At 70.1% G+C, this 25,530-nt stretch carries 24 protein-coding genes and 1 pseudogene; 14 read left to right on the forward strand and 11 right to left on the reverse strand.

The features are described 5' to 3' along the window. Positions 1 to 23 precede the first annotated feature (23 nt). Complete coding sequence (locus M1L60_RS05925) at positions 24 to 1,277, forward strand: RNA polymerase sigma factor (protein WP_253236499.1); 1,254 nt, start codon at positions 24 to 26, stop codon at positions 1,275 to 1,277. Between the two features lie 156 nt (positions 1,278 to 1,433). On the opposite strand, the gene M1L60_RS05930 is transcribed toward M1L60_RS05925, so the two are convergent. Together M1L60_RS05930 and M1L60_RS05935 are read right to left on the reverse strand one after the other, a co-directional pair. After that, positions 1,434 to 2,675 carry an MFS transporter gene (locus M1L60_RS05930; protein WP_253236254.1) on the reverse strand — a complete coding sequence of 414 codons (1,242 nt, stop codon included), beginning with the start codon at positions 2,673 to 2,675 and terminating at the stop codon, positions 1,434 to 1,436. Further along, entirely contained in the window at positions 2,672 to 3,232 is a 561-nt protein-coding gene (locus tag M1L60_RS05935; RefSeq protein ID WP_253236255.1) for a winged helix-turn-helix domain-containing protein, read from the reverse strand. The genes M1L60_RS05930 and M1L60_RS05935 overlap by 4 nt, the downstream gene beginning before the upstream one ends. 152 nt (positions 3,233 to 3,384) lie before the next feature. Here M1L60_RS05935 and M1L60_RS05940 point away from each other — a divergent pair, with 152 nt between their 5' ends. After that, complete coding sequence (locus M1L60_RS05940) at positions 3,385 to 4,032, forward strand: hypothetical protein (RefSeq protein ID WP_253236256.1); 648 nt, start codon at positions 3,385 to 3,387, stop codon at positions 4,030 to 4,032. Then, complete coding sequence (locus M1L60_RS05945) at positions 4,029 to 4,562, forward strand: nucleotidyltransferase domain-containing protein (protein WP_253236257.1); 534 nt, start codon at positions 4,029 to 4,031, stop codon at positions 4,560 to 4,562. Before M1L60_RS05940 ends, M1L60_RS05945 begins: the two co-directional genes overlap by 4 nt. Here the strand turns inward: M1L60_RS05945 and M1L60_RS05950 are convergent. Then, positions 4,538 to 5,071: a GNAT family N-acetyltransferase gene (locus tag M1L60_RS05950; protein ID WP_253236258.1), complete on the reverse strand. Its 534-nt coding sequence runs from the start codon at positions 5,069 to 5,071 to the stop codon at positions 4,538 to 4,540. The two genes, M1L60_RS05945 and M1L60_RS05950, sit on opposite strands and share 25 nt — an antisense overlap. A 23-nt stretch (positions 5,072 to 5,094) precedes the next feature. Here M1L60_RS05950 and M1L60_RS05955 point away from each other — a divergent pair, with 23 nt between their 5' ends. Further along, entirely contained in the window at positions 5,095 to 6,090 is a 996-nt protein-coding gene (locus M1L60_RS05955; protein WP_253236259.1) for an NADP-dependent oxidoreductase, read from the forward strand. Between the two features lie 53 nt (positions 6,091 to 6,143). On the opposite strand, the gene M1L60_RS05960 is transcribed toward M1L60_RS05955, so the two are convergent. The 8 genes from M1L60_RS05960 to M1L60_RS05995 form a co-directional block, all read right to left on the reverse strand. Then, complete coding sequence (locus tag M1L60_RS05960; protein WP_253236260.1) at positions 6,144 to 7,664, reverse strand: class I SAM-dependent methyltransferase; 1,521 nt, start codon at positions 7,662 to 7,664, stop codon at positions 6,144 to 6,146. 150 nt (positions 7,665 to 7,814) lie between these two features. Next, entirely contained in the window at positions 7,815 to 9,989 is a 2,175-nt protein-coding gene (locus M1L60_RS05965; protein ID WP_253236261.1) for a DUF8189 domain-containing protein, read from the reverse strand. Positions 9,990 to 10,102: 113 nt separating this feature from the next. Further along, positions 10,103 to 10,696, reverse strand: a complete 594-nt coding sequence (locus M1L60_RS05970; protein ID WP_253236262.1) for a bifunctional 4-hydroxy-2-oxoglutarate aldolase/2-dehydro-3-deoxy-phosphogluconate aldolase — start codon at positions 10,694 to 10,696, stop codon at positions 10,103 to 10,105. Next, positions 10,693 to 11,565: a sugar kinase gene (locus M1L60_RS05975; protein WP_253236263.1), complete on the reverse strand. Its 873-nt coding sequence runs from the start codon at positions 11,563 to 11,565 to the stop codon at positions 10,693 to 10,695. The genes M1L60_RS05970 and M1L60_RS05975 overlap by 4 nt, the downstream gene beginning before the upstream one ends. Positions 11,566 to 11,701: 136 nt before the next feature. Next, positions 11,702 to 12,754 carry a hypothetical protein gene (locus M1L60_RS05980; RefSeq protein WP_253236264.1) on the reverse strand — a complete coding sequence of 351 codons (1,053 nt, stop codon included), beginning with the start codon at positions 12,752 to 12,754 and terminating at the stop codon, positions 11,702 to 11,704. Beyond that, entirely contained in the window at positions 12,748 to 13,896 is a 1,149-nt protein-coding gene (gene dgoD, locus M1L60_RS05985; RefSeq protein ID WP_253236265.1) for a galactonate dehydratase, read from the reverse strand. Before dgoD ends, M1L60_RS05980 begins: the two co-directional genes overlap by 7 nt. Next, complete coding sequence (locus M1L60_RS05990) at positions 13,877 to 14,608, reverse strand: FadR/GntR family transcriptional regulator (RefSeq protein WP_253236266.1); 732 nt, start codon at positions 14,606 to 14,608, stop codon at positions 13,877 to 13,879. Before M1L60_RS05990 ends, dgoD begins: the two co-directional genes overlap by 20 nt. Before the next feature lie 26 nt (positions 14,609 to 14,634). Next, complete coding sequence (locus tag M1L60_RS05995; RefSeq protein ID WP_253236267.1) at positions 14,635 to 15,384, reverse strand: SDR family NAD(P)-dependent oxidoreductase; 750 nt, start codon at positions 15,382 to 15,384, stop codon at positions 14,635 to 14,637. Between the two features lie 101 nt (positions 15,385 to 15,485). On the opposite strand from M1L60_RS05995, the gene M1L60_RS06000 reads away from it, so the two are divergent. The 10 genes and pseudogenes from M1L60_RS06000 to M1L60_RS06040 form a co-directional block, all read left to right on the forward strand. Next, complete coding sequence (locus M1L60_RS06000; protein WP_253236268.1) at positions 15,486 to 16,766, forward strand: ABC transporter substrate-binding protein; 1,281 nt, start codon at positions 15,486 to 15,488, stop codon at positions 16,764 to 16,766. Next, the gene (locus M1L60_RS06005; RefSeq protein WP_253236269.1) at positions 16,763 to 17,662 is read left to right on the forward strand and encodes a carbohydrate ABC transporter permease; all 900 of its coding nucleotides are present in this window, start codon (positions 16,763 to 16,765) and stop codon (positions 17,660 to 17,662) included. Before M1L60_RS06000 ends, M1L60_RS06005 begins: the two co-directional genes overlap by 4 nt. Before the next feature lie 37 nt (positions 17,663 to 17,699). Then, positions 17,700 to 18,578: a carbohydrate ABC transporter permease gene (locus M1L60_RS06010; protein ID WP_253236270.1), complete on the forward strand. Its 879-nt coding sequence runs from the start codon at positions 17,700 to 17,702 to the stop codon at positions 18,576 to 18,578. Continuing rightward, positions 18,575 to 19,864: a cellulase-like family protein gene (locus tag M1L60_RS06015; RefSeq protein ID WP_253236271.1), complete on the forward strand. Its 1,290-nt coding sequence runs from the start codon at positions 18,575 to 18,577 to the stop codon at positions 19,862 to 19,864. The genes M1L60_RS06010 and M1L60_RS06015 overlap by 4 nt, the downstream gene beginning before the upstream one ends. A 2-nt stretch (positions 19,865 to 19,866) precedes the next feature. After that, positions 19,867 to 22,158: an alpha-galactosidase gene (locus M1L60_RS06020; protein WP_253236272.1), complete on the forward strand. Its 2,292-nt coding sequence runs from the start codon at positions 19,867 to 19,869 to the stop codon at positions 22,156 to 22,158. Then, positions 22,155 to 22,283, forward strand: coding sequence for a hypothetical protein (locus tag M1L60_RS46855; protein ID WP_256516031.1), 129 nt, complete (start codon positions 22,155 to 22,157; stop codon positions 22,281 to 22,283). Before M1L60_RS06020 ends, M1L60_RS46855 begins: the two co-directional genes overlap by 4 nt. A gap of 57 nt (positions 22,284 to 22,340) precedes the next feature. Next, positions 22,341 to 22,583 carry a beta-propeller fold lactonase family protein gene (locus tag M1L60_RS06025; RefSeq protein WP_253236273.1) on the forward strand — a complete coding sequence of 81 codons (243 nt, stop codon included), beginning with the start codon at positions 22,341 to 22,343 and terminating at the stop codon, positions 22,581 to 22,583. 165 nt (positions 22,584 to 22,748) lie between these two features. Further along, the gene (locus M1L60_RS06030) at positions 22,749 to 23,027 is read left to right on the forward strand and encodes a hypothetical protein (RefSeq protein ID WP_253236274.1); all 279 of its coding nucleotides are present in this window, start codon (positions 22,749 to 22,751) and stop codon (positions 23,025 to 23,027) included. Positions 23,028 to 23,086: 59 nt separating this feature from the next. Beyond that, positions 23,087 to 24,193 (forward strand): sensor histidine kinase, encoded by a 1,107-nt coding sequence (locus M1L60_RS06035; protein WP_253236275.1) that lies wholly within the window; start codon positions 23,087 to 23,089, stop codon positions 24,191 to 24,193. A 72-nt stretch (positions 24,194 to 24,265) separates the two neighbouring features. Beyond that, positions 24,266 to 25,525, forward strand: a pseudogene (locus tag M1L60_RS06040) (M14 family metallopeptidase); the annotation flags it as partial. Positions 25,526 to 25,530 lie beyond the last annotated feature (5 nt).

Genomic DNA, 25,530 nt, shown 5'->3' on the forward strand with positions numbered 1-25,530 from the left:
GTCTCGGGGCTGATCGCGTGACCGTGAGTGAGATCGAGCGGATCTACCGGGCGGAGTACGGGCGGGCGGTCGCCGTTCTCGTCCGGCACTTCGGGGATATCGAGCTGGCCGAGGAGGCTGTGCAAGACGCGTTCGCGGCGGCGGTGCCTCGGTGGGGTGAGGACGGGGTTCCGCCCAGTCCGGCCGGGTGGATCATCACGACGGCGCGGAACCGGGCGGTGGATCGGCTGCGCCGGGAGTCGAGCCGGGACGTCCGGGAGGTCGCGGCGGTGCGGGCATCGGGGGCCGCGGTCGCTGAATCCGCCGAGGTCGAGGCGCTGGGGAGCGACATGGACGACGGCATCGGCACAGCTTTGAACGAGGCGGACGACGACACGCTACGGCTCATTTTCACCTGCTGTCACCCGGCGCTGGCGCCCGCGGCGCGGGTGGCGCTCACGCTGCGGCTGCTGGGCGGGTTGACGACCGGGGAGATCGCGCGGGCGTTCCTCGTGCCGGAGACGACCATGGGACAGCGGCTGTCGCGGGCCAAGGGCAAGATCCGGGACGCGCGGATCCCGTACCGCATTCCGCGCGACGAGGAACTGCCGGACCGGCTCGGCGCGGTGCTCGCGGTGCTGTACCTGATTTTCAACGAGGGGTACGCGGCGAGCGGCGGGCCGGTGCTGACCCGGGACGACCTGGCCGGCGAGGCGATCCGGCTGACCCGGCTGCTGGTGGCGCTCATGCCCGACGAGCCCGAGGCCCGGGGTCTGCTCGCCCTCATGCTGCTGATCGAGGCCCGGCGGCCCGCGCGGACGACCGCGGAGGGTGACCTGGTGCTGCTGGCCGATCAGGACCGCACGCTCTGGAATCGCGCTTACATCACCGAGGGTCAGGGGCTGTTGCGCGACTGCCTGCGCCGGGGGCGACCGGGGCCGTACCAGTTGCAAGCGACGATCAACGCGGTGCACGCCGACGCGGAAACGGCCGGGGTGACGGACTGGGCGCAGATCCTGCAGATCTACGACCACCTGGCCGCGGTCGCGGGTGGGCCGGTGGTCGCGTTGCACCGGGCGGTGGCCGTGGCCGAGGTGCACGGGCCGGCGGTGGGGCTGGCCATCGTGGACGGTCTCGAAGGTCTGGAGCGGCATCACGTGTGGCACACGGTGCGGGCCGACCTGCTGCGGCGGCTCGGCCGGACGGAAGCGGCCGTCACGGCGTACGGGAAAGCGGTGGAACTGACGGGCAACGTGGCCGAGCGCCGATATCTCGAACGGCGCGCGGCCACGCTTTGAGTGACTTCGGTTGTCGGGCGCCACGCGGATCGGGCGGGCGAACGGCAGACGTGGTTGTCCGGCGGTGGTTCGCAGCGGTCGGGAGGCCGGCTGACGGCGGATGCGGTTACCGGCTGTTGCTCGCAGCGGTGGGGAGGCCGCTGACGGCGGATGCGGTTACCCGGCCGTTGCTCGCAGCGGTGGTGAGGCTGGGTCTTCGGTCCAGCGTAGGCCGGTGCCGAAGGTGGCGATCAGAGCGGAACCGGCCACGGCGGCGGCGAAGAACAGGATGGCGGCGGTGGGGCCGCGCCAGGCCAGGAGCGTGCCGGCCAGCAGGGGGGCCAGGGCGGCCAGCGAGGTCGCGGCGACCATGATGACGCTGATGACGCGGCCCTGCAGGCGGTCGGGGGTGATCGCGGCCTGGTAGCCGAAGAGGGCGGCGTTGGCGGCCGGGCCGAGCAGCACGGTCAGGCCGAGCGGGACGGCGGCGGCGATGCTTGACGGGAACAGGGCGGCGGTGGCCAGCAGGGCGGCGGCGAGCCAGCACAGCGTACGGACCAGGGGGACCAGCTGCAGGCGGCGCTGGATGGCGGGTGCGGCGAAGGCGCCGAGCAGGCCCCCGGCGGCGACGACGGTCTCGGTCAGTCCGATGACGGCCGGTGCGGTGCCGTGGCGTTGCAGGGCGACGATCACCGTGAAGATGACGCCGGTGATGGCGAAGTTCAGCGGGGCGGCGACCAGCATGAGCGTGCGCAGGAACGGATGTGTGAGCACGAACCGGAGGCCTTCGGCCAGAGCCACGCCGTACGTCTGTGGTGGCTCCTCGCGCGGCGCCTGCAACGGCTTGCGGATGAACAACACCGCCACGATCGACACGAGGTACGACACGAAATTGGCCGCGAACGGCACGGCGTGCCCGAGCGTGAACAGGAGGCCGCCCAGCGGGGGCCCGGCCAGCGCGGTGCCGTAGGAGCGGGCCTCGTTGCGCGCGACCGCGTCCGGCAGTTGCTCGATCGGCACGATGCTGCGCAGCGACGCGTCCTCGGCGGTCGAGAACACCGCGCTCGCTCCGGCGTCGATGACGGCGACGACCAAGATCAGCGCGAGCCCGGCATGGCCGGTGAGGACGCTGACGGTCAGAGCGGCGAAGACGACGAGCCGTACGGCGTCACACGCGATCAACGCGTGCCGCCGGTCGACCCGGTCGACGAGCACGCCGGCCGGCAGCCGCAGCAGCAGACGCGCGGCCTGGGTGGCCGTGCCGACCAGGCCCGCGCTGACTGGCGAACCGGTCTTCACCAGCACCAGCAACGACAGAGCCAGCGAGGCGACCCCGTCGCCGAGGTCGGACAGCGACTGCGATGTCCACAGGAGGTTGAACTCGCGGTTCTTCCACAGGCTCGGCAACGTTGTTGTCATTTCCGGCCGCGCCGCGGGTAGGTGTGCAGCACGACCATCACCGTCTCGGCGCCGGGTTCGGGGGCGTCGGCCTCGCGGATGGCCTCGACGATTCGCTCGCGCAGCCGTTTCAGACCCTCCGGCGTCGTGCGGACGACATAGTCGGAGGTGGCGGCGGCCTCGTTCCACTCCGGACTCCAGCGCTGATGCGCGGCCTCGGCGTGGAACTGGTCGATCACCTGGTCGTAGACGGCCCGCGCGGTCCGGTTGACGTCGGCCATGGCCTCGGCGCCGGCGTCGTCCGTCCACAGGGTCGACTCGTGCGTGGCTTTCCACCAGCGTTCCCGGCCGTGGGTGCCGCGGCCGTGCTCGGGCGCCTCGGTGACGAAGCCGTGCCGGGCCAGCAGGCGCAGGTGGTGGCTGGTCTGGCCGCTGTCGGTGCCGAGGCGACGGGCCAGGATCGCCGAGGTGGCGGGGCCGTCGAGTCGCAGCGAGCCGACGATGCTCATGCGCAGCGGATGGGCCATCGCCCGCATCATGGCGGCGTCGGTGAGCGCCACCCTGGGTTTCTCTGCCATGACCCGGACGCTAGGGGGCCCGGGATCGGAGCGGCAAGGCACCTATGCATAGGACCTCTGCATCGATGAGTAGCTCCTGAGTCTAATTAACCAGGGTCGGGCGGAAAGAACAAGACTTGTTTTTTATGGGCAAAACGGGCAGTTTCGGAGCCGTGGAATGGACACCTGAAGGAACTGTTCGGAACGCACTGTGGATCTGCGGCGGACAATGGGCGGGCAAGACGACGGTCGCGGGAATTCTGGTCGACCGGCTCGGGGTGACGCATTATCACTACGATTTCCACTCGGCTCGGGGGCACGAGGACAGGCGGGTGGCGGCCCGCGCGCGGAGTGGCGACTACTACGGCGAGCCGGACTGGGAATCGGTCTGGATCGGGCCGACGCCGGCCGAGATGGCGGCCACCGTGCTGGCTGACTTCCCGGAACGGTTCCAGTGGGTGCTGGACGATCTGAGTGGCCTGGTCTCGCCGCGGCCGATCCTGGTCGACGGGTGGGGCTGCCGCCCGGAACTGGTCGCCGCGGTGACCGATCCGGCCCGCATGGTCGTGATGGTGCCGACCGACGAATGGCGGCTCCGGCAGGCGGCCCGACTGCCGCGGGCGATGTCGCTGAGCCACAAGGTCAGCGACCCGGAACTGGCCGCTCACAACCGGATCGAGCGGGACCGGCTGATCGCGCTGGACGCGGTGGCCCGCGCCCACGAATACGGCATTCCGGTGATCGAGGTGGACGGGACAAGGCCGGCCGAGCTGATCGCGGACGAAGTGGCCGAGCATTTTCGCCCGTACCTTGAGTCATGACCTATCTGATGACGGCCGGCGATGTCATAGATCTCGTGCGGGCCGGCGAGAAGCGCGGCGTGGAGCTGTGCGTCGGCGGGGGCTGGGGCGTTGATGCTTTGCTCGGCGAGCAGACCCGGGAGCATGCCGATCTGGATGTCTGGTTGCCGGCCGGGCAATTCGAGAAAGCGGTGCTGGCCTTGAGAGACACCGGGGTCGATCGCCTTTACCCGTGGCCCGGTGACCGGCCGTGGAATTTCGTCGTGCACGACGGCGGGCGTCTCCGGATCGACCTGCACGTCTACGAAATGCGGGCGGACGGTGCGATTCACTACGGCTCGGCTGTCGGCGGGGAATCGTTCCCGGCGGCGGCCCTCGGCGGGTCCGGGGTCGTCGGCGGGGTGAGCGTGCGCTGTGAGGCGGCCGAATGGTCGGTGCGGTGGCACACCGGCTATCCGCCGCGCGAGCAGGACCAGCACGACGTGCCGTTGCTGTGTGAACGGTTCGGGATTTCCTTACCGGACGGCTACCAGACGTCGCCGTTGCGGTAGTCGCAGGCCAGGGTGCCGTCGCGGTCGAGGGTGGGGCCGCCGGGGACGGGGCGGACGAAAGTGCTGTCGTCGTCCTCGGGGGTCAGGGTGAGGCCCTCGGGGGCGAGGACGGCGGTGCGCCCCAGCCACGGCAGCCAGCCGCGGGCCACGTACAAACCGCGGCCGGCCGTCGAGGCGGAGAGCGCGCCCAAGTCGTACGACCGGTCGATCGTATTCTCGGCGGCCGCCATGACCTCGGCGGCGTGACCCTGGCCGCGCCAGTCCGGGTGGACGGCGACCGCTTCGACGTAGCCGCAGCGGTGGGCGCGGTCGCCGTGCAGGAAGCTGCGCTGGACCACCGCGGCGTGCGCCACCAGCGTGCCTTGTCGTTCGACCAGGAAGTGCAGGCCGCCGAGCGCGTGATCGAAGTCGTCGTCGTCGAAGTTGCCGAGGAAAGCGAGGTCCATCAGGCGGCGGATGTCGGCCCGCTGCTCGATCGACAGTCGGGCTGTCGGTATGGCGCTGGTCACGCCGCACCGTACCGTAACCGGTTGTGAGAGAGATTCGGCTCGCTGCCCGGCCTGACGGGTGGCCCACGGACGACACCTTCGAGATCGCCGACGTACCGACGCCGACGGCCGGACCGGGGCAGGTGCTGGTCCGCAACATCTACATGTCGGTCGACCCGTACATGCGCGGGCGGATGAACGACGTCAAGTCGTACGTGCCGCCGTTCCAGGTCGGGGCGGCGCTCGACGGCGGGGCGCTCGGCGAGGTGGTGGCCTCGGAGTCGCCGGACGTGCCGGTCGGGGCGTACGTCGTGCACGGGCTCGGATGGCGGGAGTATTCGGTCACCGAGGCGGCCCGGGTGCGAGTGGTCGACCCGGCGGCGGGCGACCTGTCGGCGTACCTCGGCGTGCTGGGGTTGACGGGGTTCACCGCGTACGTCGGTCTGCTCGACATCGCCCAGTTCAAGGCGGGCGAGACGGTGTTCGTGTCGGGGGCGGCGGGCGCGGTCGGCAGCGTGGCCGGGCAGATCGCCAAGTTGCGCGGGGCCAAGCGGGTCATCGGCAGCGCGGGTTCGGCCGAGAAGGTGAGCCACCTCGTGGACGAACTCGGCTTCGACACGGCCTTCAACTACCGCGATGCCCCCGTACGCAAGCAGTTGCGCGAAGCGGCCCCGGACGGCATCGACGTGTACTTCGACAACGTCGGCGGCGACCACCTGGAGGCGGCGATCGGGTCGCTGAACAAATACGGCCGGGTGGCGATGTGCGGGGCGATCGCGGGCTACAACGCGACGTCGGCCCCGACCGGGCCGCGCAACCTGGGCCTGGCCATCGGCAAGGAGCTGAACCTGCGCGGCTTCATCGTGAGCAACCACAACCGGCGGATGCCCGACTTCCTGGCCGAGGTGGGGCCGTGGGTGCGCGACGGGCAGCTCCGGCATCGCGAGACGATCGTCGACGGGCTGGAGAACGCGCCGGGCGCCTTCATCGGGCTGATGCGGGGCGAGAACACCGGCAAGATGCTGGTCCGCCTGGGCTGACGACCGCGCGCGATGGTCAGCCTGCCTGTCGATCGCGCGCGGCCGCGGGTGGATCAGCTGTTGTGGGGGCGGCGGGCCACGATGATCGCGTGGGTCGACGGCCAGTCGAGCGGGGCGCCGTCCACGTCGGTCAGGGAGGCGGTGGGGGCGATCCGGTTGTCGATCACCCAGTCGTTGCGCAGGGGGTGCGAGGCCGGGTCGATGTCGAAACCGGCCTCGGTCAGCAGCGTGCGCCAGTCGTCGAAGTCGAGACCGCAGAACTGCTCCTGCGTCTCTGAGAGCCAGTTGTCGGTGTAGTCCTTGCGGGTCAGGAAGTCCATGGCCGAGCCCAGGGCGAGCCGCGCGACCCCGTTGCCGGTGGGCTCGTACTCGAACGGGAAGGCGAAGTCGACGGCGAACTGAGCGAGTCTGGCGTACGTCGACAATCCGCTCACGTAGGCGGCGACCTCGGCCGACGGCTGGTCGGCCAGGTCCGTACGCGGGCGGGGTGGGTTGACGCCGTCGTCGGTGCGCAGGGTGAGCAGCACCGGGCGCCGCCGGTCGCCGGGACCGCAGACGTCGCTGTTGATCCAGACGCCGCCGGGAGTCGTGTGGTCGTGGATGCGGCGGGCGAAGGCGAGCAACGAGTCGCGGCGGTTGCCGTACGACCAGATCTCGTGCGTGAGAGCGAACGTCAGCGTCGTGTCGACCGAGCGGTCCGGCAGCACCGCCCCGCCGAGCACGTTGCGCTGGTAGAAGTACACGTTCGCGTTGCGGAAGACGCCCTGCGCCTTCTTGTGCACGCACTCCTGGTAAAGGTGGCGGGCCACCTCGACGCCGATCAGGTCGCTCTCGTGCAGTGCGTCGTCGCGGTCGGCCAGTTCGAGCACTGCGCCGGCTCCGCAGCCGATGTCGACGATGCGGCCCGGTTGCACGTATTGGCGCACCGCGGTCCATTTGCGCGCGGCCGCGTCGGCGAAGGCTTCCACGTACGTGCGGTAGTCGCGGGTCGCGGTGAGGCCGCCCTCGTCGCCGACGACCGGATCGTTGACCACGGACTGCACGGTTTCGCTCAAGCGATAACGATCGAACACGTCGATGCTGCTCGAATGCGCAAGTTTGCGCCACGACTCGTCACCGGCGGCCAGCCGCAGCAGTACGTCCCACGGGCGTTCGGGTGTGGCGTCGAGCTCGGGATCGGCCTCGACCAGGGCGATCGCGAAGCCGAGGTCCTCGTACAGGGCGGCCACCTGCGGCGTCGAGCAGGCGACGACAGTGTCGGCGGGCGTGAGCTCCAGGCCGGTCGCCACGGTCACGGTTTTGAGCGTCACTTGAGCGAATTGATCGGTCGGTGCCGTGTCGAACACCGGCACGACCACCGAGCGCAGGCCGGTCACCACGCTGAACCGCTCGATCGCGGCCTCGCGCCGGTGGTAGGGCACGGGGTTGCGCTTGGTGTTGTCGTGGTTGGCCGAGGTCACGGCCCACACGATCGTTCCGGCGCCGTCGTCCACCAGCCGCTGCAAGTAGTCGGCCTGGAACTGCGTCAGCAGGTGGTGCCGTCCGGGAAAGAGCACGTAGCGAGCCGTCGTCACGGTTGACGATCATAACCTCGCAGGTCAGCGGCCTTTACTTCGCGGGGCAGCGGCTCTTGTTTCGCGGGGCAGCGGCTTTGCTTCGCGGGGCAGCGGCTTTGTTTCGCGGGGCAGCGGCCGCCCGGGGTCGGGCGGCCGCTGTCGTCGTTGCTACAGCATCGTGCGGTGGATGTGGCCGTCGACGCCGCGCAGGACCACCGAGGCCGAGCCGTCGGGGCCGGGCTCGGCGCCGATCGCGCCCTGGATCTCGCCGGTGGCGAACTCGGAGCGCTGGAACCAGCCGCCCCAGGCGCCGCCGACGAAGTTGCGCTGCCACAGCCGGTTGTCGGCGGCCACCGCGAACATGTAGACCCGGCCCGCCGCGGCCAGCAGCGTCGGGCTGCCGCTCACCGTGCCGCTGAGGTTCTGCCAGTCCGACCAGGTGCCGTTGGCGTACACGCGCTCCCACACCTCGTCGGTGCGGTGCCGGACGGCGACGTGCACGGCCCCGGTTGCGTCGATGGCCGCGCCGGGGCGGCCGTGCACACCGCGACCGTTCGGGCCGCCGATGCTCGTCCAGCCGGTGTTCGGGCCGCGGGTGCGGATCAGGCCGTCGTTCCCGCGGGCGAACACCGTCCATCGCCCCGGCCCGGTGAACGCCACCGACGGCGCGTCGGCCACGGGTCCGCCCAGGTCGGACCACGCGCCCCAGCGGCCGTCGACCAGGGCCCGCTGCCACACCCGGCCCTCGACGCCCCGGACGAACAGGTCGATCCGGCCGCCGGCCGAGGCGTACGCGGCGGGCTGCCCGGTGATGCGGCGGCCGAGCCCGGACCAGCGGCCGCCGACGTGCTCGCGCACCGTGCCGTCCACAGCCCGGGCGAAGACCCGGCCGCCACCGACAGCCGGACTGTCGATCGCCGGGCCCAGATCAGTTCCGGTCACGTCGTCGGTGCCGCTGAGCCGCAGCATTGCCACGCCGTGGGCGGGCACAGTGGTCGTGTACGAGCCGGTGAAGCGGCCGGCGTCGGCCCGCAGCCACAGATCGCGCACCCGGACGGTGCCGCCCAGGGCCACATCGCCGAAGTCGACGGTGATCGGCTGAGCGGTGTCACCGCGGTTGAGCAGGGCGACCGCCCGGTTCCCGGTGCCCGTCAGCGTTTTGCTCCAGACCTGCGTGGTCGCCGTCGGGTCGCCGACCTTGACCCCCTGGCGCACCAGCGGGTCCTGGTCGACCGCGATGATCTCCGGGTTGCGCAGCGCCTCGATCATCTTTGGCGGCAGCGTCCGCGGATCCGATCCGATGACCAGCGGTGCGGACATGAGCGCCCACATGCCCAGCTGTGTCTTGGATTCGTCGAAGGTCAGCTCGGTGCCGCCGCCGGGCATCGGGCGCATCGGCACCAGGTAGTCCGGGTCGTTGAAGTGGCCGGGCCCGGTCGCCGCGGGGTGATAGGCGTTGACGTCCATGTTGCGCAGCACCCACTGGTACTGCCATTGCGGCGTCGGATCGACCAGCCCGACGTCGGTGTAGGTGCGCCACGAGCGAGCAATCTCCGGCGCGTACGTGTAACTCCAGGTCGACAGGGCCTCCGGCGGATACGGCCCGCCACCCCAGTCGCTGCTCACCGGGTTGCAGATGTTGAGGAACATCGGCCGCGGCGACTTGTCCACCTCGGCCGCCAGCTCACGGAACGTCGACTCGGGGTCCAGCCCGGCCACCCGTCCGCACAGCCAGTCGGCCTTGAGGGCGTCGAAACCCCAACGAGCGAATTGCCGTACGTCGTCCCGGTAGTGCCCGTGACTGCCGAGCCCGCACTGCCCGGGGATGTACGGCCCCGCGTCGGTGTAGATGCCGGCCTGGAAACCACGGTCGTGCAGGTAGCGGGTCAGCGCACCCAGCCCCGACGGGAACCGGGCGGGGTCGGCGACGAGCTCGCCCTCGGTGTTACGCGGGGTCGGGGCGGCCCAGTTGCCGTCGATCCAGATGATCCGGTAGCCGGCGTCACGCAGCCCTTGGTGCGCCATGAAGTCGGCGATGGACTTGACCTCGGCCTCGGTGGGGTCGCCGCCCAGCCCGAAATAGGTGTTCCAGCCCATGTAAGGCGTTTGCCCGCTGACTGGCGTCGGCTTCGGCTTCGCGGACGCGGTCGACGTAGCCCCGGCAGGTCTCGTGGCAGCCGACGCCTTCGGGGCAGGGATCGCGGTGGCCGACGCCGTCTGGGCGGGGATCGCGGCGGCCGACGCCGTCCGGGCGGGGATCGCGGTGGCCGACGCCGTCCGGGCGGGGATCGCGATGAGAGGCAGGAGCAGGACGGAGAGAGCAGCGGCACGGAGGAATCGCACGGTCACTCCTCATTCGAGGGTCGAAAGGGGATGGGGATATATGTGGATGAAATGCCTACCAGGAGGTGCGCGGGGCCGAGTCACGAGCGTCTCCGTGGGGTCGGAGTGAGCTGCTACTGCGTAAGGAGGTCGTTGATCCGGGCGCGTTGGGAGGGGTCGGCCAGGGCGGCGCCGAGGGCTACGACGCGGGCGCCGGCTTCGAGGAACGTGGGGGCGGTGGCGACGGTCAGGCCGCCGGTGGCTACGAAGTTGACGTCGGGAAACGGGCCGAGGAGGCCGTTGATCCAGGCCGGGCCGAGGGCGGCGGCCGGGAACGCCTTGAGCCAGCGGCAGCCGGCCAGCCACGCCTGCTGCACCTCGGTGGCCGAGCCGACCCCGGGCAGGTGCGGCATGCCGGCGGCCTGGCTGGCGGCCAGCACGCCGAGGTCGAGCCCGGGCGCGACCGTGTACTGCGCGTTCGCGTCGGCCGCCGCGCGCACCTGGTCGGCCGTGATGACCGTGCCCGCGCCGACCCGCAGCCCTCGCTCGTGGGCAGCGCTCGCCGCCGCCTGCAGCGACGCGACGGCCTCCGGCTTGGCGATGGGGATCTCGAGGACGGTCACCCCGGCGTCCCACAAAGCGCCGGCCACACTGACCGTCTCGTGCGGCGACATGCCCCGCAGGATCGCCATGACCCGGCGGTCGCCGAAGATTTCGTCGAAGCTCACAGCATCTCCTTCAGATCGGCCACGTCACCGGTCACCCGCAGCGCGGCCCCGGCCACCCGATGGCCCAGCCGCAATCGTGCGGCCTCGGACGAACCGCGCGACATCCCCGCCAGGTAGCCGGCGGCGAATGCGTCGCCCGCCCCGACCGGCTCGATCACGTCGACTGCGGGCGCCGGCTCAAAATCTGTGCCGGCGGGGTGGAACGACGTGGCGCCGATCGCGCCGTCCTTGACCACCAGCACGTCTGGGTTGGGCAGCAGGTCGCGCACGTCTTCCGGGCTCGCTACGCCCCACAGCGTCTGCGCTTCGTCGAGGCCGACGAAGACAACCGCGGCCCGGTTGGCCAGCTCGCGCAGCACCGGGCCGGCCTGCTCGGTTGTCCACAGGCGGGGGCGGTAGTTCACGTCGAAGCTGCACAACCGTGTGGACAACAGCTCGTCCACAAGTCGCGCGCAAGTGCTCGACAACGCCGGCGTGATCCCGCTCAGATGCGTGATCCGGGCCGGGGGCAAGCGCAGGCCGGGCCCGAGCTTAGAGGCGGCCGATCCCGCCCGGTAGTAGAAGACCCGGGTGGCTTCCCCCGGATCCTTGAAGAACACGCCGGTTGCGGATATCCCATCCACTTCGACGTAGGAGGTGTCGACGCCGTAGCCGTCGAGCCGAGCCCGCACCAATTCGCCGAACGGGTCGTCGCCGACGCGGCTGACCCACGCCGTCCGCAGACCTGACTGAGCCAGATAACTGGCAACAGTGGACTCGGCGCCCGCGACATCGATCCGGGCCGGGCCGCCGAGCGCCAGTGGGCCCGGGGGATCGGGTGTCACCAGCGCCATCGTCTCGCCCACGGCGACCACGTCGAAGGTCGTCATCCGACCGTCACCAGCGCCATCGTGGCCTCCACGGCGACCGCGTCGAAGGCCGTCATCCGGCCACCCTCGGGTCTACGGCGCACGCCTGAGGCTGTTATCCGGCCATCCTCGCGCTTACGGTGCACGCCTGGGGTTGTCATCCGGCCGTCACCGTGAGGGTCCATTCGCAGACGCCGGAGGGTGGCACGACCGCGGCGTCCCCGGGCTTGGCGTCCGCCAGATCGAAGACGCGGCCCAGCATGGGCTCGACCCCGATGCTCCGATACGGCGTGACCGGCGATGCGGATGGGACATCCGTTTCGGTCGGCCAGCCGCGCAGGTTGCGCCACAGGGCTGTGGATACCGGTTGGCCCGGCGCGTCGAGGGTGAGCGTCAGGCGTTCGCCGTCGGCCACGGACGTTGTCGGGCAGTCGACCAGGACCGCGCCCACGGCCGTGCCGTCGTCCGGGCCCAACCGCTCCAGGCCGAGCGGCCACACGCCCGTCGGGCGTCCGTCGATGCGGGTCTCGGTGCCGGCCGGCGCTTCGAGCACCGCGTCCGGTGACACGTCGAGCAGCGCGTGGGCGGCCCATACGAAGCGCCATCCGGGTGCGGCTTCGAGGCGGTAGTGAACGACCGACTCCGCGATCTCCCGCCTCAGTTCGAAGTCGGGGCATCGTACGTACGCAATGGTGGGGGAAACGACGGCCCAGGGGCGGGACCAGGCGTCGCCGTGATCGGGCCGGCCGCGGACCGTCGGGATGCACTCCTCGAGCCCGCCGGCATCGACGAAGGCGTCACCGGGCCGAACCGAGGCGCGCGCCGGATCGGACCGGCGCCAGAGCCACTCGCGTCCGGCGTCCGGACTGACGCCCTCGGTCGCATCTGCACCGCGCTCGATCGCATGTGCGCCGCGCTCGATCGCATGTGCGCCGCGCTCGGTCGCATGTGCGCCGCGCTCGGTCGCATGTGCGCCGCGCTCGATCGCATGTGCGCCGCGCTCGATCGCATGTGCGCCGCGCTCGATCGCATGTGCGCCGCATTCGGTCGCATGTGCGCCGCGCTCGGTCGCAGGTGCGCCGCGCTCGGTCGCGCATGCGCCGCGGTGGGTTCCGTCTGCGCTGACCCTGGGGTGGCGGGCGGGTGAGGGTGCTGTGCGCAGGGACGTCCAGCGGCCGCCGTGGGCCGGGTCCGTCGTGATGGTCACCATTCGGCGAAGGAGCCGTCGTCGTGGCGCCAGACCGGGTTGCGCCAGGCGTGTCCGGCGGCGTCGGCCCGCCGGACGGCCGCCTCGTCGATGGCTATGCCCAGGCCGGGGGAGTCCCAGCGGGCGATGTGGCCGTCGACGATCTGCAAGGGGGCTGGATCCGCCACGTACGAAAGGAGGTCGGCCTCGGCCGAGTGGTAGTGGATGCCCATGCTCTGTTCCTGGATGAGGAAGTTGGGCGTGGCGAACGCGACGTGCAGGCTGGCCGCCAGCGCGATCGGCCCCAGCGGGCAGTGCGGGGCCAGCAGCGCGCCGTACGTCTCGGCCAGCGCGGCGATCCGCCGGACCTCCGAGATACCGCCGGCATGTGAAAGGTCCGGCTGCACCACGCTCACGCCGGCCTGCAGCGCCGGCAAAAAGCCCGACCGGTCGTAAAGTCTTTCGCCGGTCGCCACCGGGACCGGCGTGCACCGCACGAGGTCGCCCAGCAGGTGGGTCTGTTCGGGGACCAGCGGCTCCTCGACCAGCAGCGGCCGCAGCGGGGCCACCGCGGGCAGGATCATGCGGGCGGCGGGCAGGCTGGCCCGGCCGTGCAGGTCGATGGCCACGTCGCGGTCGTCGCCCAGCGCCTCGCGGGCGGCCGACACGCGGCGCACGACGTCGTTGACCTCGGCCGCGGTGGGCACGGGGGAGAGTCGGCCGCTGGCGTTCATCTTGACCGCGGTCATCCCCGCGTCGACATGGGCCGCGATGGCGTCGGCGAGCTCGGCCGGTTCGTCGCCGCCGACCCAGGCGTACACCCGGGCCCGGTCCCGCAGCGGACCGCCGAGCAGGGCATGAACCGGTGCCCCGTACGCCTGACCGGCGATGTCCCAGAGGGCCTGGTCGATGCCGGCGACGGCGCTGGAGAGGATCGGACCGCCGCGGTAGAAGCCACCCTTGGTGAGGGTCTGCCAGTGGTGCTCGATGCGCAGCGGGTCCTCACCGATCAGGTATTCGGAGAAGACGTCGATCGCGGCCCGGACCACCTCGGCGCGACCCTCGACGACCGGCTCCCCCCAGCCGACGAGGCCCTCGTCGGTCTCGACCCGGCAGAACAACCAGCGTGGGGGTACGAGAAAGGTCTCAATCCTGACGATCTTCACGGGGCTCCCTCTGGGTCCGCTCCAGCCGGGCGACGTCCTCGACGGCCTGGTCGAGCAGCTTGCCCATGGCCCGGGCGGCCTGGGCGGGGTGGTGGCGCCGGATCGCGTCCACCACGGCTTTGTGGCTGGGAACCGGGTCGTCGGCGCCGGCCGTGCCGTGCACCATGCGGTCACGTTCGGCCAGGCCGGTCTCGATCACCACCTCCATGCGCTGGATCAGCTCGTTGTGCGTGGCGGCCAGGAGCGCGCGGTGGAAGGCGAGGTCGGCGGCGACCGCGGCGGCGGGGTCGTCACCCGCGGCGGCCATGTCGGCCAGCGCCGCGTCCAGGGCCTCGATGTCCTCGTCGGTGGCCCGCGCGGCGGCCAGGCTGGCCGCGCCCGGCTCCACGATGCCGCGCAGTTCGTGCAGGTCGTCGAACAGGCCGGGACGGTGCGGGGACCGCGCGAATTGCCATCGCAGAACGTCGGCGTCGAGCAGGCTCCAATTGGCCCGGGGGCGTACGAAGGTGCCGCGCTTGGGCCGGGCGTCGACCATGCCCTTGGCCGCGAGCACCCGCAACGCCTCGCGCAGCACGGTCAGGCTGACGTCGAACTCGGTCTGCAGCGCGGTCAGGTCGAGGGTGGAGCCCTCGGGCATCCGGCCGTCGAGAATGCGCTGAGCGAGCACTTCGACCGTCTGTCCGTGCACCCCGCGGGCCGTGAACTGCTGCATCCGACTGTTCTCTTTTCTGTATCGGGTCACGAGGACGACTTCGTCGCGGTCCAGCCGCCGTCGACCACCAGGCTGGTTCCGGTGATGAAGGCGGCGTCGGGCGAGGCCAGGAAGGCCACCGCCGCGGCGACCTCCTCGGGTGTGCCGAACCGCCCGGCCACCGTCTCGGCGACACTGAGTGCCCTGTCCTGTTCGGACACCCAGTCCCAGGCCGAGGTGAGGATCGGCCCTGGCAGCACAGCATTGACCCGCAGCGCCGGACCATATTCGACAGCGAGCTGCCGGGCCAGCGCGACCAGGCCGCCCTTGGCCGCGGCGTAGGCGGGGCGGCCCGGCAACCCGACGAGCGCGTGCACTGACGAAACGACAACAGCAGTTCCGGCGTACGCCTGAAGGTCCGGCAGTAACGAGCGGAAGCCCAGGAACGTGCCGGTCAGGTTGACCGCCATCTGCCTCTCCCACGAGGCGAGCGAGGTCTGGCCGGCGGGGGAGACGTCGACGGTGAAGGCGTTGCTCACGAGCACGCCGACCGGGCCGTAGGTGTCACTCGCCGTAGCCTTGATGAGTGCCCAGTCGGACTCGCTCGACACGTCGGCGACGACCGCCCGGGCCTGCCCGCCGGCGGCCTCGATCACCTTTGCCACTCCGTCTGCGGGCCTGATGTCGGCCAGCACCACGGACGCACCCTCGGCGGCCAACCGGACCGCGCAGGCGGCCCCGATGCCCGAGGCGGCACCGGTCACCACTGCCGTCCGACCTGCGAAGCGATCTGTCATGCACGCACCTCCGACGGCGACTCTTCATTAATTACGAAGATATGTTGACAGGCCATCCACAGTGATGCAACCTTCTGGAAACACAAACCAGGAGGCTCAGCATGATCTCTGCTCCCCTCAGCCGCCGCGGGTTCCTGGCCGGTCTCGGTGGTGTCGGCGCCGCCTCGCTGCTCGGTGCGTGCGCTACCGGCAGTGACGACAGCTCCGGTTCGGCCGCTTCCACGACGCTGACCCTGCAATCGTCACTTTCCGACCCCGACCCCAAGGCCGCGCTCACGAAGGTGGTCGAGGGATATACGAAGAACAAGACGACGCTCAACACCATCGCGATCGAGACGTTCCGGGCCCAGCTGCCCACGTACCTCAACTCCGGCAACCCGCCGGACGTGCTGACCTGGTACGCCGGTTCGGTCGCCCGTGACTACGCGAGCAAGGGCTTCCTGCTCGACGTGTCCGACCTGTGGACAGGCAGCGGGCCGTGCGCGAACTTCTCGCCGGCGCTCAAGGAGTTGTCCACAGCCGAGGGCAAGCAGATCTTCATCCCGACCAACTACTACTGGTGGGGCGTCTTCTATCGGAAGTCCGCGTTCCAGGAATGGGGCGTGCAGGTCCCGACGACGTGGGACGAGTTCATCGCCGTCTGCAAGACCATCAAGAGCAAGGGCGTGGCCCCGCTCAGCATGGGGACCGGCTCGACGCCGTGGGTCGCCTCGGGCTGGTTCGACTACCTCAACCTGCGCGTCAACGGGGCCGAGTTCCATCGCGAGCTGCTGGCGGGCAAGCACAGCTTCGACAGCGCCGAGGTCAAGACGGTCATGGACCACTACCGGCAGCTCGTCGAGTACATCGACCCCAAGGGCCGCTCGTACTCGTGGCAGGACGCGGTGACCCCGCTGGCCTCGAAGAAGGCCGGGATGTACCTGATCGGGGCGTTCATCAGTTCGGCCGTGCCCCAGGACCAGGTCGACGACCTCGACTTCTTCCGGGTGCCGATCATCGACCCGAGCGTGCCGCTGGCCGAGGAGGCGCCCACCGACGGCTACTTCGCCAGCGCCAAGTCGCGCAACGCGGCCGGGGCCAAGGACCTGCTGGCCTACCTCGCCTCGGCGCCGGCCCAGCAGCAGTTCATCGAGCTGGCCAAGTCGTCCAACCTGCCGACCTCGCCCACGGTCGACACGAGCAAGTTCTCGCCCCTCGTACAGAAGGGGATCGAGCTTTTGAACGACAGTAAGGCCATCACACAATTCTTCAACCGGGACTCCAGCGACGAGTTGCAGACCACCGCCGACACCGCGCTGACCAAGTTCCTCGACCGCCCCGGTGATGTGAACAAGATCCTCACCGAGTGGCAGGCCTCGGCGAAGAAGGTCCTCGGCTCGTGACCACCGTGGCTCTCGAGAAGCCGCGCCGGAAGCGGAAAGTGCCCCCGGTGGTCTGGGCCTTCCTCGCCGTGCCGGCTCTGGTCGAGCTGGGGATGGTGTTCTGGCCGGCGCTCAACAGCTTCTACCTGTCGTTCACCGAGTGGAACGGGCTCGGCGCGGCCCAGCCGGTCGGGCTCGAGAACTTCCGCAACCTGGCCTCGGACGAGACGTTCCGGGGCGCGTTCCAGAACAACGTGATCTGGGCGGTCGGGTTCGGTGGGCTGTCCGTGCTCGGTGGGCTGGCCCTGGCGCTGGCCCTCAACCGGCCGCGCCGGGGGGTCGGGCTCTACCGCAGCGCGATCTACCTGCCGATGGTGTTCTCGCTCGCGGTGACCGGGCTGTTCTGGCGGGTGCAATATCAGCCCGACGGCACGATCAACACGTTCCTGGGCGCGATCGGCCTCGAGAGCCTCGAGAAGCAGTGGCTGGCGGATCCGGACACCGCGCTCTACGCGGTGCTCGTGGCTGCGGTCTGGCGCCAGGTCGGGTACGTGATGGTGCTCTATCTGGCCGGGCTGAAGAGCACGGATCCGTTGCTGGACGACGCCTCGGCGGTCGACGGGGCGTCGGCCTGGCAGCGGTTCCGGTTCGTCACGTGGCCGCAGTTGCGCGGGGTGAACACGGTGGTGTTCGCGGTGACCGTGATCGACTCGCTGCGCACGTTCGACATCGTGTGGGCGATGACGCAGGGCGGGCCGTACCACTCGTCCGAGCTGCTCAGCACGTACATGTTCCAGCAGGGCTTCACGTTCCTGAACCTCGGATACGCGTCGGCCATCGCCGTGGTGATCTTCGCGCTCGCGCTGATCTTCATCATCACGTACCTGGTGCGCGCCACGAAGGAGGAGGCCGCCTGATGACTTCAACTGCTTTCCCGTACGAGAGAACTGCGCGATGAGCACGGCCACCCTCACGCCGCCGGCTGTCGACACGGCCGACGAGGCGCCGGTCAACCGGCGTAAGCGCGGCTGGGGTTTCCACGCGGTGATGGCGCCGCTCACCCTGATCTGGGTGGCGCCCATGGTGTTCGTGTTCGTGCTGGCGTTCCGCTCGTTCGACGACATCGCCGCCCGCGGCACGGCCGCCTGGCCGACCTCGTTCAGCTTCGACGGCTTCAGCGAGGCGATGGGGCGCGGGGCGATGGGCCGGGCCCTGTGGACGAGCATTCAGGTGACGGTGCCGGCCGTGCTGCTCAGCCTGCTGCTGGCGTCGTGGGCGGCGTACGCGCTGAGTCGTTTCAACATCCCGGGGCGCCGGCTGATTCTGCTGACGATGCTCGCGGGCAACCTGCTGCCGCCGCAGATCCTGCTCATTCCGGTGTCACGGGTCATGGAGTCGCTCGGCATCTACGACACGCTGGTCGCGCTGGTGATCATCCACGTCGGGTTCGGGCTCGGCTTCTACACGTTCGTGCTGCACGGGTTCATGCGGTCGATCCCGGCCGAGCTGACCGAAGCGGCGCGGATCGACGGAGCGGGGCCGGTGCAGATCTACGCGCGGATCATCATGCCGTTGTGCCGGCCGTCGCTGGCGGCGTTGGGCGCGCTGGCCACCACCTGGATCTTCAACGATCTCATCTGGGCGATCACCGTATTGCGTACGGAGGCCAAGCTGCCGGTCACGGCCGCGCTGCTCAACCTGCAGGGCGGCTACGTGAGCAACTGGAACGTGGTGGCCGCGGCGTCGGTCATCGCGGCCGTGCCGACGGCGATCGTCTTCTTCGCCTTCCAGCGCCACTTCGTCTCCGGCCTCCTGATGGGTTCGACGAAATGACCACACCCCAGTCCACTCCCGCTACTGAGCCCACTCCCACCACTGAAACCGCGTTGGCCGACGCGGCTTCGCCGGGCGGAGCGCCGCCGCTGACCATCAGCCTGTGGGACTTCACCTGGTACACGCGGACCGGGGTGGGGGAGCCGTTCGAGGATCTCGACCGCGCGTTCGCCGAGGCTGTGGCGCGGGGTTACAACGCGGTGCGCATTTGTGCCATGCCGTTTCTGCTCTTCCGCTCGGGGCTGGACACTTCGGCGCTGCGGTTCGACGGGCTCGGTGGGGAGTTCGGCCAGCGCACCCGGTGGTACGACGTTCCGGCGTCGCCGCCGGTGGATGGCCGGGCCCACCTGCTCGAACTGTTCCGGGCAGCGCGCCGGCACGACTGCCGGATCATCGTGTCGAGCTGGGAGTACCAGCAATCGCCCTCGTTCGGCGTCGAACCCCTGTGGCACCGGGCATTGCAGGCTGTTCCGCCGAGCGAACGGGCCCGAACGCTCGCCGACGCGCAGGCCGATCTGATCGATTTCGTCCGCGGCGAGCAGGTCGACGACGTGGTCGCGTTCGTCGAGTTGCACAACGAGGTGCAGTTCAGCGGCGTGCCAAACGACCAGGCGCAGCTGGAGGCCGCGATCGAGCGGTTCAAACAGCGGCAGCCCTCGGTGCCCGTGACGGTCAACTACGCGCATGTGCCGGTGGCGTGGATGCGCAAGCTGCCGCGCAACCTCGACGTCGCGGTCTTCCATCCATATGTGTACGGCGTACTGGGTCAGCTGGTGGACGAGTTCGCGTTGCGCGACCCGGCGCGGAGTTATCCACAGCAGCGCGCGTTCGCCGAACTGTTGCGCGACGACGCGCCGAAGCTCGAGGACTGGCGGCCACCCGAGTCGTGGAAATCGGCGGCGACGTTCATCCCGCAGCGCGAGATCTACACCCACGACTGGTGCGATCCGGCCAAGTGGGACCGGTGGTTGTACGAACGGTACGGGGAGCACCGGCGGGCCATGCGGGAGACGCTCGACCTCTGGCTGGACGCGGCGGCTGACTTCGCCGCGGCTCGCGGGGTGCCGCTCGTGTTCGGCGAGGGTTGGGTCGGCTATACGCCGTTGCACGCCGGGTTCGAGGAGGGGCCGGTCGGGGCCGAGATCTGTGAGCACGCCGTGCGACGATCGCGCGAGATCGGGGCCTGGGGGACGATCGTCTGCTCGAACGCGGCCCCGCATCACCCCATGTGGCAGGACGTCGCATTGCAGCGCCGCCTGAACGACGAGTTCCGGGAGAACCGCTGACCATGTGGACAATCACCGGCGCCACAACCGAATACACCATCGCGGCTGTGGACAACCGCCTCGATCTGGTCGCGTGGGGCCCGATCGGCGTCAGCGACGGGCCGTCGCCGTACGCGTACCACGGCAAGGTGCAATACATGCTGCCCGGCGACGTGGCCGCGGTCGAGTACGCGCCCGACGGCCTGCGCCCGTTTCTCGGCGCCGACCTGGCGATCGCGGGCCACGTGCTCACCTGGCGGCTGCACTCGGTCGGCCTTGTGGATGAGGTATCCGCAACTTCACCCGCACGCGGAGATGTGGACGGCGGTGAGCCTCGCGCTCCTGCTGTGGATGGCGGTGACGTGCTGTGTGCGGTGTTTGTGGATGACGTATCCGGTATTGAGGTTGAGCTTCGGTGGCGGTTTGTGGCGGGGACCGATGTTGTTGAGCGGTGGGCGACTGTGCGCAACGGTGGGGCTGAGGCTCTGACGCTGTTGCGGATGGGGTCGGCGGGGTTCAACATTCCGGCTCCGGAGGGGGTGACTGTCTCGTATCTGTGGGGGCAGTGGTCTCAGGAGTTCACGCCGGCTTCGACCGTGTTGTCGCGCGGGCGGTGGGAGATCGGGAGCTCGCAAGGCGTTACGGGGCATCAGTTCTCGCCCACTGCCGCCATCGAGAACGGGACGGCGGCGTACGGGATCGGGTTGGCCTGGAGCGGGTCCTGGGGTATCACCGTGGACTCGGACGTGGCGGGGCTCGCGCGGGTGCGGGCGGGGCGGTCGTTGGACGGGGCGCCGATCACGCTGTCGCCCGGCGAGTCGGTGGTGTCGCCGGTCGCGGCCGGGGTTCACAGCGCGGATGGCCGGGACGGCGTTGCTCGGCAGTGGCACGCGTACGAAAGGTTGCTCGCGCGGGATGTTGCGCCGCGCAAAGTCATCTACAACTCGTGGGAGGCCACGACTTTCGACGTGACCGCGGCCGGGCAGTTGGCGTTGGCCGATGTGGCGGCCTCGCTCGGCGTCGAGACGTTCGTGGTCGACGACGGGTGGTTCGTGGGGCGGCACGACGACCACGGCGGACTGGGCGACTGGACGCCCGACCCGGCCAAGTTCCCGGACGGCTTCGGGGCGTTCGTGGCTGCCGTACGGGAAAAGGGTCTGGAATTCGGGTTGTGGGTCGAGCCGGAAATGGTCAACCCGAAGTCGGCCCTGTACGCCGCCCATCCGGAGTGGGTGTATCAGTCGGCTGGCCGGGACAAGACGACGATCCGGAACCAGTATCTGCTGGATCTGGGCCGGGAGGACGTTTTCCGGTTCGTCCGGGACACGCTCGACGGTCTGCTGACCGAATACCCGATCTCGTATTTGAAATGGGACTTCAATCGGCCCCGAACCGAGGCCGACCGCGGCGTGGCCGACCTCGACGGGGCTCACGTGCGCAATCTCTATCGGGTACTCGAATTCTTGCGCGAGAAGCATCCGGCGGTGACGATCGAAGGGTGCGCGGCCGGTGGCGCCCGGGTCGACCTGGCCATGGCCGCCCGCACGGATGTGCTCTGGCCCAGCGACAACACGGCGCCGCTCGACCGCTTGCGTATTCAGTGGGGTTTTCTCAGCGCCCACGCACCCCACCTGATGAGTTCGTGGGTGACCGACGCTCCCGGTATGTTCGACGATCGAACACGGTCGCTGGCTTTCCGTTTTGTGCTCGCCTGCGCCGGGGTGCTGGGCATCGGCGCCGACATCACCCGGTGGTCGGCCGCCGAGCGGGCCGAGGCCGCGGAGTGGATCGAACGCTACAAGCAGGTGCGCGCCATCATCATGAGCGGCGAAGTGCACCGGATCGGGTCCCCGGATTCGTCTCGCTGCGCCATCCAGTACACCCTCGACAACCGAGTAGTCGTGTGCGCCTGGAACGCCGCCGGGATCGACGGCCGCGACGCCGTACCCGCCCGGGACATCCGAATCCCGTTGCGCGGTCTCGACCCGTCCGCCCACTACCGGCCCCGGTCCCCGCGCCTCGACCCGTCCGCCCACTACCGGCCCCGGTCCCCGCGCCTCGACCCGTCCGCTCACGACCGGCCCGGAGCCCCGCGCCTCGACCCGGCCGACCAATACCGTCTCCGATCCCCGCGCCTCGACCTGCCCGGGAACGCCGTTCTCCACCCTCCGGTGCCGGTGCCGGTGCCGGTGCCGGCGGCCGGAGTTCAGGATGTCGGCGCTGTGTATTCCGGTGCGCATCTCATGGCAGTGGGGTTGCCGATCCGCTGGACGCCCACGTACGACGCCGACCTCATCGACCTGGAGCGGCTGTGATCATCGGTTGCTACACCGCCGAGATGGACGGCGAGGGCACCGGCCTGGTCGTCCCCGGCGGCCCCACCGTGCCCGCTCGGTCCCCGTCCTACCTGATCATGACCAGACGTTTCTGTACGCCGTGAACGAGACCGCCGACGGCGGGGTGTCCTCGTATCGGCTCGACACGCTGGAACAACGACTTGCTCTACGTAGCCAACCGCGGCGCCGACACCATCGCCGTCTTCGAACTGACTCCGGCCCTGCGCCGGATAGCCGAAGTCCCCTGCGGCGGCGCCTGGCCCCGAGACCTGGCCATCGCCAACAACCGCATCCACGCGGCCAACCAGAACTCCGACACAGTCGTAACCTTCACCACCGGCCGCACCCCCACCCCCACCGGCGAGGTCCTGCACACCGGCTCACCCACCTGCGTCCTACCCTGAACCGGCTCGGCCGGCCCACCGCGCCGGCGTGAGAGCCGGCCCACCGCGCCGGCGTGAGAGCCGGCCCACCGCGCCGGCGTGAGAGCCGGCCACTTGGGCTGTCGTGAGCCGGGTCGGCACGGCCGTCCGCGATGGTGTTGAGGCGGCGAGTTGAGTTGCCCGCAGGTGGACTACGCGTGGTTCAGCGTCGTGGCGCTGCCGGCCAACGCGACCGGGCTCATCGGCTCGATCATGCTCGCGGTGAGCTGCTTCCGCGAACGCACGGTGCCGCGCTGGCTGGCCGTGGCCACGGCGCTGGTCTGGCCCACCTCGATCATCCTGTCCCGGGCCGGCGGCAACCTCGTGGCCGGTGTGGTCTGGGGGATCACGGGATGGCTGCTGGTGCTGGGTGCTCGCCGCACGGCCGAAGAATCGCCTGATGTCCGTTATATGGTGACTGGGTAGAGCCACGATCGATTCGCCTGCTGGGGACCGGGCCGCGCGCCGCGGCCCGGCAGGCCGGGGTGCTCCTGATTCTGGCCGGGTTCCTGGCGGTGCTGGGCATCGCGAACGACCCGGCGCACGCGGATCGGCTGCTCCTCGTGGCGGCCTGTGACGCCGTGCTGGCGGTGGTGGCCCTGCTGCTGCCCTGGGGTCGTACGGGACCGAACATGCCCGCCTGGCTGGGGCTGCCGTCGTTCGCGGTGCTGGGGCTGTCGACCTGGTCGTTCGGCGGGTCGGCCAGCGGGACGGGGCCGTTCCTGGTGCTGCTATACGCCTGGGCCGGCCTGCACTTCCCGCGGTGGATCCTGGTCGCGTACGCGGTCCCGGCCACCCTGGCCTACCTGGTCCCGCTCGTGCTCACCGGCCAGCCGCCGCTCGTGCTGGGCAGCGCGTTCATTCTCATGCCGATCGCGGTCGCGGTCGCCCTGCTGATCGAGGCCCAGGCCCGCCACCTGCGCGAGGACCGGGAACGGCTGGTCCGCATCGAGCAATGGCGCGCCGCCCTGATGAGCACCCTGGCCCACGACGTCCGTTCCCCGCTGGCCACCGTACGCATGGTGCTGGAGGAGCTGAAGGGGCAGGCGCCCCCGCAGATCGCCCGGATGCTGGAGGCCGCTCTGCGGCAGACGGCCCGCATCACCCGGCTCGCCGAGGGGCTGCTCGACATCCAGCGCATCGACAGCTCGGGCGAGCTGAAACTGGACCGTCAGACTCACAACGCCCGGGCCCTCGTGCACGAGATGCTCACGTACGTCCGCGACGGCGCCGACGTGACGGTCGAGGTCGACGAGGACCTGACGATCTTCGTCGACAAGCAGCGGTTCGAGCAGATCGTCGTCAACCTCGTGACCAACGCGGCCCGCTACGGCCGCCCACCGATCGTGATCCGGGTCTTCACCGAGGGCCAGTTCGACCGGCTCGAGGTGCGCGATCACGGCGAGGGTATCCCCGAGGAGCTGCGCTCGCGGCTGTTCACACAGTTCGCGGTGGGCGGCGCGGACGGCGTCGGGCTGGGGCTGTGGATCGTCCGCCAGCTGGCCGCCGCCCACGGGGGCCGGGCGGTGGCCGAACATCGCGACCCGGGCGTGGCCATGGTCGTCACGTTCCCCCGGCCCGTGGTCATATAGCGCCGGTGAGAGGGTGGGACTGGCATGGTTCGATTGATTGTGATCTATCCACGCTGGTGGTGGGCTTAAGGCATGAGACGACGACGTACGACCGTGGCCGCCCTGGCCGTCGCGATGCTGGGCGCCCTCCTGGCCGGGGTGCCGGCCGGCGCCGCGCCCACCGTGAGCTCCGAGCCCGCTCAGTACGAGATCTACGACGTACGCAATCAAGGCCAGCGCAACGTGATCGCGCGCACCGGCGTGGCCATCGACAGCGTCGAGCACGCCGTCGTCACCGTCACCGCCACGCCGGCCGAGGTGCGGGCGTTGCAGCGGCAGGGCTTCACCGTGCAGCCCGTGCTGCGGACGCTCGACTTCCCGCCCTCGGACGCGCCCTACCACAACTACAGCGAGCTGATCACCGAGGTGAACCGGGTCGTCGCGGCCAACCCGGCGATCGCCGGCAAGCGGACGATCGGGCGCACCTACGAGGGCCGCGACATCGTCGCCGTCAAGATCTCCGACAACGTCGGCACCGACGAGAGCGAACCCGAGGTGCTGTACGACGCCAACCACCACGCCCGCGAGCACCTGACCGTCGAGATGGCCGTGTATCTGCTGCACCTGTTCACGGACAACTACGCGAGCGACACCCGGATCCGCAACATCGTGAACAGCCGCGAGATCTGGATCATCCCGTCGGTCAACCCGGATGGCTCCGAGTACGACATCGCCACCGGCAACTACCGCTCGTGGCGCAAGAACCGGCAGCCCAACAGCGGCTCGTCCAACGTCGGCACCGACCTCAACCGCAACTACGGCTACCGCTGGGGCTGCTGCGGCGGGTCGTCGGGCAGCACGTCGTCGGCGACGTATCGCGGGCCGTCGGCCTTCTCGGCGCCGGAGACCCGGGCCGTCCGCGATTTCGTGCAGGGCCGGGTGGTCGGGGGCAAGCAGCAGATCCGGGCCGCCATGGACTTCCACACGTATTCCGAGCTCGTGCTGTGGCCGTTCGGGCACACCACGGCCAACACCACGACCGGCATGACGACCGACGACTACAACACGTTCTCGACGTTCGGCCGGCAGATGGCGGCCACCAACGGCTACACGCCCGAGCAGTCCTCGGACCTTTACATCACCGACGGTGACCTGCTGGACTGGCTGTGGGGGACGCACAAGATCTTCGCGTACACCTTCGAGATGTACCCACGATCGGCGAGTGGCGGCGGCTTCTATCCACCGGCCAGCGTCATCACCCGCGAGACGACCCGCAACCGCGAGGCGGCGCTGCTGCTGGCCGAGGTGGCGGACTGCCCGTACAAGGTGATCGGCAAGCAGTCCACCTACTGCTGATC

It is taken from the genome of Paractinoplanes aksuensis, from assembly GCF_024137025.1.
Lineage (GTDB): Bacteria > Actinomycetota > Actinomycetes > Mycobacteriales > Micromonosporaceae > Actinoplanes > Actinoplanes aksuensis.